Consider the following 10,203-nt stretch of genomic DNA (forward strand, 5'->3'; position numbering starts at 1 on the left):
CAAAAGCCTATCAATTAGTTTGCTGCATTGCAGCAATGCGCGTGGCTTCCTTGATCAGGGCGGCAATCACCGGTGTTTGCGGCTCGCGGCTGGCGGTAATCAGGCCAACCTGGTGGCGGGCATCGGGGCTGGTGATCGGAATGGCGCGAATGCGGTCAGGCAGGCCGAAAGTCTCGATCATTTTTTCCGGCATGATGCTGGCCCAGTTCCCGGTCTGGACATGGGAAAACAGCGCAATCATCGAATCGGATACCAGTGTTGGTTTGGCTTCCACCCCGGCTTCGGCCAGGTGGCTGTCGATGATACGGCGGTTTTGCATATCGGGCGTTAACAGGCACAATGGCAGTTTCGCAGCATCCTGCCAGCTGATCGAACTGCCATTGCAGTAATCCGCATTGACCGAGCTGACCAGAAGATAGCGTTCATCATAAAGCGGCACCTTGGTCACGCGGCCCAGTGGTTCGTTATCAAGGTAGGTGATACCCGCATCGATCTCGAGATTTTCCAGAAGGGTGCGAATTTCGCCCGAAGTGCGCGATAAAACCGAAAAGGTAATGTCGGGGTGTTTTTCACGAAAGGGCGTTGTCAGTTCCTGCACCATGGCAAGGGCGGTAGGGATAACGGCAATTTTCACCTTGCCGGTCAGGCCCAGTCGCATGGCGCGCATTTCATCGCGCATGGAACGGGCACTGCCAACAATATGGCGCGCCCAGTCCAGAACCCGTTCGCCTTCCAGGGTCAGCCCCTGAAACCGTGATCCGCGCCGCACCAGCATGACGCCCAACTGTTCTTCCAGTTGCCGAATGGCACTTGAAAGGGTGGGCTGGGTTACGCCGCATTCTTCGGCGGCGTGGCCGAAATGCTGCTCGCGGGCGAGCACCATAAACATTTCCAGTTTGTCGATCATTCTTGCCCCGTCCCGGTCATGGTGTGATGCCGGTCCGTTTAAGGTGGTTTTGTTGCAGGCAGGTTAACCGATTTGGGGCGGATACCTGCAACAAAACCTTTCCCGTCATGTGGGTATTATTCGTGCAAGCGCACAAATCACCCGCAATGACGAAATGCAGCACCCGGCGGGGTGCTGCAATCCGGGGTGGATCAGGCCTTTGATGCCTGGGCTGCGGCACGGGCTTCGTCTGCGTCGAAATCCGTATTGCCAGCGGTTTCCATGTAATGTTTGTCATGGATCGGCTTGACCAGGGCATTGGCAATCAGGCCAACAACCAGCAGGCCCGCCATGGCATACATGGTGGTGTTGTAAAGGCTTGGTGTCGGGTCAACCGTGCCCGCCGGGGCAATTTCCATCAACCGGGCGATGGTCACGGTTTTGGCGGCAACAAGCTGGTCGATCTGTTCGATGCCAGCGCCGAATTTCTGCTGGAAGGCAGTGGCGTCAACCTTGCTGGCCAGTTCGGTGATGGAATTGTTCACCGATGCCTGGCGCAGTTCGGTAATGGCAAGCGGGCCAAGAACGCCAGCCGTGCTCCATGCGGTCAGCAGGCGACCATGGATGCCACCAACATATTTGGTGCCGAAAATATCGGCCAGATATGCCGGAATGGTGGCAAAGCCCCCACCATACATGGTGAAGATGATCATGGTTGCAGCATAGAACATGATCAGCCAGGTCACTGCCGGGTTAACACTGACCTGTGCGGCAGCATACGGGATCGACAGATACAGAACGATGCCAAGGATAAAGAAGCAGAAATAGGTGTTTTTGCGGCCGATATAGTCGGAAATGGAGGCCCAGAAGAAACGGCCACACATGTTAAAGACCGAAATCATGAACACATAGGTTGCCGCAAAGGCCGAATTCACGACCATCGGCAGGGTTGATCCGAAAATTTCCGACATCATGGTTTTGGCAACGCCAATCACGCCGATGCCCGCCGTCACGTTAAAGCACAGAACAATCCACAGCAGGTAGAACTGCGGGGTTTTCAGGGCCTGGTCGATATGGACGTTTTTATGCGTGATCATGCGTTTGGATGCGGCATCTTCGGTCGGCGGGGTCCAGCCAGCCGGCAGCCAGCCTTCACGCGGCACACGATACGAGAACGATGCAATGATCATGACGATGAAATAGGCAATGCCCAGCGTGAAGAAGGTCGCGGCAGCGCCGGTATTGCCGGTGCCAACAACATAAACGCCTTCCTGCAGCGGAACCGGCGCAGAGGCCACTTGTGCTGCACCTGCAACCACGACTTCAACCATCTGGCCGCCAACTTCGGCCATGCGTTTGCCGCCTTCGGTAACCAGATTAACGGCACCCTCGGCACCCAGATAATCCGGTGCCTTATAGAAAAACGACAGCAGCGATTCCTTGATCGGCGTTGCGATCATTGCGCCGCCGCCAAAGCCCATAATCGCCATGCCGGTTGCCATGCCGCGACGGTCAGGGAACCATCGGATCAGGGTGGAAACCGGTGAAACGTAACCAAGGCCAAGGCCACAGCCGCCAATCGCGCCATAACCCAGATAAACCAGCCAGAGCTGATGCGTCATGATGCCCAGGCCGCCGATGATGAAACCACCACCCCAGCAGAATGCTGCAACAACGCCAACCATGCGCGGGCCGACTTCTTCAAGCCACTTGCCGCCAAATGCCGCAGCCAGGCCCAGAAACACGATGGCAACCGAGAAAATCCAGACAACGGATTTCAGGCCCCAGTCCCCCGACGAGGCCGCAACCACGCCAAATTCCTTGATCAGGGGCGGGTTGAAAATGCTCCATGCGTAAACGGAGCCAATGCACAAATGAATCGCGATGGATGCTGGCGGAACTTTCCAGCGGTTGAAATCGTCATGCGCGACGATATGTTCCTTTTTCAGGCTGTCAAACATTCAGGTTTTCCTCCCGGTATTCTGTTTTTTCAGGCCCCGATGGGACCCGTCCGTGATTGCCCGGAGCCCCCATCTCCGCAAATCCCGTGCCATTTGCCGCAATGGCAGGGATTTGGCGGTGTTGTTGGAAAGGTTCTGATTGTTTTTCTCTATCGTGCGATTGGCGTGTGGACAAAATGTCCAACTATTTTTGAAATATGACCGGGTGACGGGACATTTTGTCCATGCCCGCAGGGTAAGGTTGCAGGCAAAATGCTGCGCAGCATTTTGGTGGTTTCAAGCAATGCCGGGCAAATTCGCAAAGCCTGCTTCTTTGACATGCTTTTGCCGGTTTTTGCTGTCTATTGAACGCCTCATTGAAGGTGGCATTTCGCCATTAACCGGTTTCGCAATTGAAAGGACAGGGGCCAGATGCGCAGGATCTGCAAAATTACAGGGGTGGCTTTGGCCGTATTTGCCGGTGCGCTAACAGCAGGCCAAGTCAAGGCCGCTGGCAACCAGAACCCCGCCGCATCGCCAAGCTGGTCAGAAAAGAAATGCCAGCTTTTTACTCAGTATAGCAGCCAATATGCTGGTCAGGCACAGGGCAGTAGGGCTGAAAATACCGCGGGCCTGAGCAAGGATTTCCTGAAAAACCAGGATGAATTCATTGCGTCGGGCTGTGTCGCACGCATCCATGTCTGCCCGACTACCCCGGCAGAGCTTGATTACGCCAATCGTATTTCCCTGCTGATGATGAATGAGGGCGCAACCGGTTCGTTTTTGCCGTTTCTGTGTGATGACGGGGTGAAAACACGGGGCTGAGTCTGATTCCTAAAACCGTTTTAGTTGGCTTCAGGCAGCCAGATATGGAAGGTGGTACCTTGCTCGGGTGTGCTTTGCACATCAAAGCTGCCGCCCTGGCGGTCGATCAGGGTTTTGCTGATCGAAAGGCCAAGGCCCGTTCCCTCGCGGCGTTTGGTGGTAAAGAACGGGTCGAAAATGCGTTCCATCACATCGGGTGTCATGCCCGTGCCGGTATCGGCAACCGTTATTAATATGCCCGGTTCGCCATCGCGTGCCATATCCTGATCCATCAGGGTCAGGATACCGCCGTTTGGCATGGCATGGATGGCATTCACAATCAGATTCACCAGTACCTGTTGCAGTTCCGTCCGGTTCATCACCACAAACCGGGTGGAGGTATGGGTCAGTTTAACCTCGATCGCGGCGCGGTTTAGCAGATGCTGCACCAGCGGCAGGCAATCGCCAATAACGGCACCGGCATCGTGGCGTTCGACAAATCCGGCATATTCCTCGGGTTTGGCGAACTGCAAAAGCTTGGTTACGATCTGATTAATGCGGCTGACCTGTTCATCCATCAGGCGGATTTCGGTTTTGGCAATATCGGCATGTTCGCCCAACAGGCTGCACATCACATCAAGGTTGCCCTGCAATACCGCCACCGGATTGTTGATTTCATGGGCGACCCCTGCGGTGATTTCGCCAATCGCTGCCAGTTTCTCCGACATGATCAACTGTTTGGTGGTGGCTTCAAGCTGCTGGTTGGCTTTTTGCAGTTCGGCGGTGCGTTCATCGACCCTTGTGTTCAGCTCGTCATTCCAGTCGCGAAGCTGGCGGTCGCGCTGCTGAACCTGATCAAGCAGGTCATCAAGATGCATGGCAACATGCGAAATTTCATCACGTGCGGCGGGCAGGTTGGTGCGTGCGCCCAAATCCCCGTTTTCAACCCGGGCAATGGTGCGGGTCATGCGTTCCAGGGGTTTAAAAATACCCCGTGCCCAGCGCAAAAAGACCGGCACGGTAATGGTCGCCACCACCAGAAATGCGCCAACAATTAAAATCAGGCTTTCATATTTTGTGCGTGCAAAGGGCTGTTCCAGAAAGCCGACATAAAGCATGCCCACCCGTTTGCCAAAACTATCGGTGATGGGTTCATAGGCGGAAATATACCAGTCATTGACGACAAAGGCGCGATCCAGCCACACCTTGCCATCATCCAGCACGGCGGTCCTTACCGCGCCCGAAACGCGGGTGCCCAGCGCACGGCGGTTTTCAAACAGGCGCACATTGGTTGATATGCGCACATCATCCAGAAACAGGGTGGCGGTACCCTGGCTGCCCTCGGGCAGGCTGCTGGCGCGATAGACCAGATCATTGATGGTGTCGATGAAAACCAGATTCTGATTAAGCAATATGCCCCCCACAAGGGCACCCTGCATGCCATTACCCATATCCACGTGGCTGGCCGAATGCATCACCATGCCCCGGCTTTCAATATTCTGGTCTGTGGGGGCGGCATTCGGGGTGTCAATTAAATCGAGGCGCGCACGCCGGGCCATGGCTGGTGAAATGGCGGCAAGGTCGGCATTCTTAAAAATATCAACTGCGGTTCTTGATCCGCCCGCAAGGGCGGTTTTGATCACGGGCCAGTTCTGGTTGGTGTCCGGGCTTACTGTTTTGGGGGATGCACCCGCCACCCTGGCACTGCCATTGATCAGATATAAAAAATCCAGCCCCATTTCCTTGCGCTTCTGTTCCAGAAGGGCGGAAAGGTGCTGTTGTTCGTTCGGTCCCGAAAGGGCCTCGCGAAAGGAAACTGACTGGCCTAGGGCCTCGATCTGTTTGCCGGTATTTTCCAGAATATGGCTGAAATACTGGTGTGCGATGGTCAGGTCGCCATGGACCTTTGATGTCAGAAGCGAATCAAATTTGCCATTCCAGCGTGCCATCATGAAACCCAGCAACAGCGGCAAAATCACCAATGTTGGCAATAGGGCAATGGCAAGCAACCGAAACCGGACAGACCGGCCACCGGGCTGTATGGCGGCCGTTGTCGGGGCTGCTGGTTTTTCTGGCGGGCTGGTGGTGGCGTTATTCATTCCATGCTGCGCATTTGCGGTCGATTGTTTTGCGCGATACCCCCAGGCGGCGGGCCACTTCGTTACGATTGCCGCCGGTTTTATGCAGCATGGTCATGATGTGGCGGCGTTCCAGCTCGTCCAGGGTTTCGTCTTCGCCACTATCGCTATTGGCAAGGTCATCATTGCGAAATTCCGGCGGGAAACGCCCCAGTATCAGGGATCGTTCAATCAGGTTGCGCAATTCGCGCACATTGCCCGGCCAGTTATAGCGGGTTAACCCGGCACGCACGGGACCATCAATGGCAACGGGCGGCATACCCAGCTGCTTGCCCAGCTTGTTCATGAACAGGGCCGCAAGTTCCAGCACATCATCGCCGCGTTCACGCAAGGGCGGCATATGCATTTGCATGACATTGATGCGATAAAACAGATCTGCCCGGAAACGCCCCGCCTCGACCTCGGCTTCCAGATCGGCATTGGTGGCAAAGATAAAGCGCAGATCAACCGGTGCCTCACGTTCGGAGCCAACCGGGCGAATGCGCCGGTCTTCAATCGCGCGCAAAAGCTTGCTTTGGGTTGCCAATGGCAATTCGCCAATTTCATCCAGAAACAGGGTGCCGCCCTGCGCGTGCAAAAACAGGCCATCGCGGGCATGGTTGGCCCCGGTAAAGGCGCCTTTCAAATGGCCAAAAAGCTCGGCCTCGATCATATCGGTAGGGATGGCAGCACAATTCACCGGGACAAAGGGCTTATCCGCCCGGTCCGACAGGGCATGGATGGATCGCGCCGTTACTTCCTTGCCGGTGCCGCTTTCACCCGAAATCAGAATGGATGTTGGCAACGGGGCCACGCGGGCAATGGTATCGCGAATGTCCTGAATTTCCGGGGAATAGCCAATCAGCTTGTCACGCAGCAGGACATGGTCCGAAGTGGATCGCAATTCATGGCGCAACACATAGTTTTCCCGGCGCAGGCGCATACGGTCTAGGCAGCGGGCCACGGCGTTTAATATCTGGTTTGACCGAAAAGGTTTCAGCACAAAATCAACCGCACCTGCGCGCAGCGCCTTGATCGCGGTATCCAGGTCGGCATAGGCGGTCATTAAAATGGCATCGGCAAAAAAGCCGATTTCGCGTTGTTCGGTCAGCCATTCCACCCCGCTTTTGCCCGGCATGATGTTATCAAGAATCACGACATCAAAATGATGTTCATCAAGCTTGCGTGTTGCTTCGTTGCAATCGGCAGCTTCTTCCAGCCGTTTGCAGCGTGGGCCAAGCGTTCGGGCCAGAAAGTTCCTCATGCCCGGTTCATCATCAACAATCAGGATCGATGCCTGCGCCAGCCAGGGGCCAAATTCCGGCCCCGGGCCGTCGGTGGCGTCACTATCGCTTGCCGGGCTTTCACCCGGAAATTCGTCATTGCTGGTCCGGGCCGGGTCGTGTTTTCCGGTGGTGGTGTCTGCGCGTTTTGGCGTTGCCGCCGGGGATGTGCTGTTATCCGACGATGCATCATCAGCGCTCCGGTTGACCGGAGGCAGCGGTGTATAAACATGCGCGGGTTTTCCCGGCGCACCCTGTGCGGTCGATCTCATCATGTTCCTCCGCCGATTTTATCTTGTTTTTTTCCAGATTAGATCAGTCGGCAGGGAAAAGCAAAACCGGCAAACGGGCGGGTTTATCTAGCCATAGGTCCATGAAGTCGTCGATGAACCTGCTGATGAACCCGTTCCATTGCCGGTTTGATGCCTAGCAGGCGTGTCAGGCATATCCAAATGCCGCCAGCTTACATCTTTTCTTTCACACCGCTTCGGATCAGCCACATATTCACCGGATAGGATGTGACAAAGCCGCATCCCATGGCGATCTGCATCATGAACCAGAATTCGACACTGGCAACCGTCAGCTCAGCGCCCAGCAAGTCCTTGAAAATCAGGAAATGGGCGATGGCCATAAAGCCATACATCCCCACCTGCCACGATATCAGTGACAGGGTATCGGCCTTGATCGCCTGAAGAATGCCCTGTCCCACACTCAGGTCACGCATGGGTTTGATTGTAAAATATTGAAACACCACACCAAAACCGAACGCCAGAATGAAATCCAGAATCCAGGTGGCAAACATCTTTTCCGAAAAGAAAGCGGGATAACCCAGCCACACGGCAATGGCGGGCACAAGAAATACCAGCCATTCGGCGATAATATCGCCCAGCGCACAGCCACTGCCGCAATGGGCGGTGCCCTTTGCCACCATGATGCCAAAGGGGGTGAAACGCTTGTTGGGCGGGGTTTTATTGTTTTTCATCGCCGGCATCATTGAACCGTGCGATGCCAGTACCCCATAACGGAAATAAAGCCAAATTGCCGCAACCGAGGCAAACAGCGCAAAAAGCGGCCAGACAACATTCATGATCCACATATGCTGCGGATCGCGCATTTCAGCGACAATGATAACAATGGCACTGACCAGCCCCATCAAAAGCGAAATGATGGCAATGGCATGTAGCCAGGCGGGTATCATGACAGGCTCCCTTGTTTCAGATGGAAAATAAAAGGCATCACGTGCAGCCACCAATGCAGTGGGTGCTTGCGTGAAACAGGTGGTTTGTTGGGTCGTTGTGCCGGTGGGGCGCAAAAGGGTTGCCCCACTTCCCCGTATGGGGAAAAGCAGGTGGTGCGGGCGATTTTGGCGTTAGTGGCGGGCGGCGGAATATTCCTGTCTGCCGGCCTTTTCGATATGGACGGGAATGGATTTTGCCGCGGGCACATGGGCTGTGCGCGAATGGTGGAATAACGGCATTAACGGGTTAAGCTCCGGGTAATATCCCGCGCAATTGCCAGCAGGTATTTCATAGGAAACAACGCGCAGCCCCTCAACCCGTCTTTCAACGCCATCCTCAACCGCAGTGCGAAGATTGACCATCTCGCCTTCCTTCAGGCCCAGGCGGGCAATGTCGTTGGCATTTAGCAGCAAAACCATCCGCGTTCCGTGAATGCCGCGCAGCCGATCATCATAGCCATAAATGGTGGTGTTGAACTGGTCATTGGATCGAATGGTTAATAATGTCAGGATATTTTTGCCGTTTACCTGTATGTCCGGGTCGGCATTCAGGTTCCGTGGCGTGATGAAATTGGCCTTGCCGTTATCGGTTTTCCATTCACGCTTACAGGCAACGATATTGCGGTGGAACCCGCCGGGGTGGGTGAAACGCTGGTTGAAATCTTTGAAATCATCGGGATAGGCGCGCTCGATGGCATCGCGCACCAAGGCATAATCATCAATCCAGGCCTGCCAGGGCACGTCGGCCTTTTCCGGGCAGGTCGCCAGCGCCAGTTTGGCGATAATTGCGGGTTCGGACATCAGCTTGTCGCTGGCAGGCGCTCGTTTGCCAAAGGACCCGTGAATATTGGCTGTTGAATCCTCCATCGATACCCATTGATCACCGGTGACCTGGGTGTCGCGTTCGCTGCGGCCAAGGCAGGGCAGCAAATAGGTGGCGCGGGTGGTCAGCAAATGGTTGCGGTTCAGTTTTGTGGCGATCTGCACCTGTAATTCCATGCGTCGCCAGGCTTTTTCCACCAGCGCGGTTTCAGGCACCGCGCGCGAAAAATTGCCCCCCAGGCCAACAAACCCCTTCACCCTGCCATCCAGTATTCCCTGGCAGGTTTCCACGGTATCCAGGCCTTTGTGGCGTGGGGGTTCAAACCGGTAAAATGCCGCCAGTTTATCAAGCGGGACCAGTTCGGGCTTTTCGGAAATGCCAACGGTGCGCTGGCCCTGCACATTGCTATGGCCGCGCACAGGCGAAATACCCGCCCCTTCCTTGCCAATATTGCCACGCATCAGCAGCATATTGCACAGCATCTGGACATTCTCGACGCCTTCGCGATGCTGCGTCAGGCCCATGCCGTAATTGGCAATCACGCGCTCTTTGCTGGCATAAAGGGCGGCGATCCGTTCAATTTCGTCCCGTTCAATGCCGGACCGGGTAACGATCTCGTTCCAGTTTTCTGCACGCAAAAATGCACAAAATTCCTCAAATCCGCTGGTATGTTCCTGGATGAATGCATGGTCCAGGATGGCAGGTTGACCTTGCCTTTGGGCTTCGTCTTCCAGCACCAGCAGATGTTTGCATATCCCGGTCAGGACGGATAAATCCCCACCGGCTTTTAACTGCACAAAATCGCTCGACATTTCCGTGCCCGGCCCGGGCGATAACATTTCGGCAGGGGATTGCGGGTTTTTAAACCGCACCAGCCCCCGTTCGGGCAACGGGTTAAAGGTAACCAGTGGCACACCGCGTTTGCGGGCTTCCTGCAGGGGGTGCAACATGCGTGGGGCATTGGTGCCAACATTGTGCCCGATAAAAAAGATCATGTCGCATTCGGCAAAATCTTCCAGTTGCACCGTGCCAACCGGCGACCCGATCGATTTGGGCAGGCCCACCGAAGTCGATTCATGGCACATATTCGATGAATCCGGCAGGTTATTGGAC

The 10,203-nt window shown here is 55.3% G+C and carries 7 protein-coding genes (1 of these 7 cut by a window edge); 1 reads left to right on the forward strand and 6 read right to left on the reverse strand.

Annotated elements, in window-relative coordinates; translation table 11 throughout:
* Positions 1-10 precede the first annotated feature (10 nt).
* Both CSC3H3_RS01070 and CSC3H3_RS01075 read right to left on the reverse strand, forming a co-directional pair.
* A complete protein-coding gene (locus tag CSC3H3_RS01070) occupies positions 11-907 on the reverse strand; it encodes a LysR family transcriptional regulator (protein ID WP_101283136.1) in 897 nt (298 codons plus the stop codon).
* Between the two features lie 191 nt (positions 908-1,098).
* Positions 1,099-2,847 (reverse strand): OFA family MFS transporter, encoded by a 1,749-nt coding sequence (locus CSC3H3_RS01075; protein WP_101271333.1) that lies wholly within the window; start codon positions 2,845-2,847, stop codon positions 1,099-1,101.
* A gap of 411 nt (positions 2,848-3,258) precedes the next feature.
* Between CSC3H3_RS01075 and CSC3H3_RS01080 the strand changes: the two genes are divergently transcribed.
* Complete coding sequence (locus CSC3H3_RS01080) at positions 3,259-3,651, forward strand: hypothetical protein (RefSeq protein ID WP_101283138.1); 393 nt, start codon at positions 3,259-3,261, stop codon at positions 3,649-3,651.
* A 20-nt stretch (positions 3,652-3,671) separates the two neighbouring features.
* Here CSC3H3_RS01080 and CSC3H3_RS01085 read toward each other — a convergent pair whose 3' ends face one another.
* The 4 genes from CSC3H3_RS01085 to CSC3H3_RS01100 form a co-directional block, all read right to left on the reverse strand.
* Positions 3,672-5,729, reverse strand: a complete 2,058-nt coding sequence (locus tag CSC3H3_RS01085; protein ID WP_101283140.1) for a sensor histidine kinase — start codon at positions 5,727-5,729, stop codon at positions 3,672-3,674.
* Positions 5,722-7,305 carry a sigma-54-dependent transcriptional regulator gene (locus CSC3H3_RS01090; RefSeq protein WP_245881224.1) on the reverse strand — a complete coding sequence of 528 codons (1,584 nt, stop codon included), beginning with the start codon at positions 7,303-7,305 and terminating at the stop codon, positions 5,722-5,724. The genes CSC3H3_RS01085 and CSC3H3_RS01090 overlap by 8 nt, the downstream gene beginning before the upstream one ends.
* A gap of 188 nt (positions 7,306-7,493) precedes the next feature.
* On the reverse strand, positions 7,494-8,228 hold the full coding sequence (locus CSC3H3_RS01095) for a DUF4396 domain-containing protein (protein ID WP_101283142.1): 735 nt from the start codon (positions 8,226-8,228) through the stop codon (positions 7,494-7,496).
* A gap of 171 nt (positions 8,229-8,399) precedes the next feature.
* Positions 8,400-10,203 carry the 3' portion of an FdhF/YdeP family oxidoreductase gene (locus tag CSC3H3_RS01100; RefSeq protein ID WP_101283144.1) on the reverse strand. It continues 536 nt past the right edge of the window, so only the last 1,804 of its 2,340 coding nucleotides appear in the window; its start codon lies off the right edge, out of view — the gene reads right to left on this strand; the stop codon is at positions 8,400-8,402.

This window comes from Thalassospira marina (assembly GCF_002844375.1).
GTDB classification, from domain to species: Bacteria; Pseudomonadota; Alphaproteobacteria; order Rhodospirillales; family Thalassospiraceae; genus Thalassospira; species Thalassospira marina.

Excerpts from the sequence above, each read along its gene's own strand:
- CSC3H3_RS01070 (WP_101283136.1), bottom strand. The coding sequence starts at position 907 with ATGATCGACAAACTGGAAATGTTTATGGTGCTCGCCCGCGAGCAGCAT.
- CSC3H3_RS01075 (WP_101271333.1), bottom strand. The coding sequence starts at position 2,847 with ATGTTTGACAGCCTGAAAAAGGAACATATCGTCGCGCATGACGATTTC.
- CSC3H3_RS01080 (WP_101283138.1), top strand. The coding sequence starts at position 3,259 with ATGCGCAGGATCTGCAAAATTACAGGGGTGGCTTTGGCCGTATTTGCC.
- CSC3H3_RS01085 (WP_101283140.1), bottom strand. The coding sequence starts at position 5,729 with ATGAATAACGCCACCACCAGCCCGCCAGAAAAACCAGCAGCCCCGACA.
- CSC3H3_RS01090 (WP_245881224.1), bottom strand. The coding sequence starts at position 7,305 with ATGATGAGATCGACCGCACAGGGTGCGCCGGGAAAACCCGCGCATGTT.
- CSC3H3_RS01095 (WP_101283142.1), bottom strand. The coding sequence starts at position 8,228 with ATGATACCCGCCTGGCTACATGCCATTGCCATCATTTCGCTTTTGATG.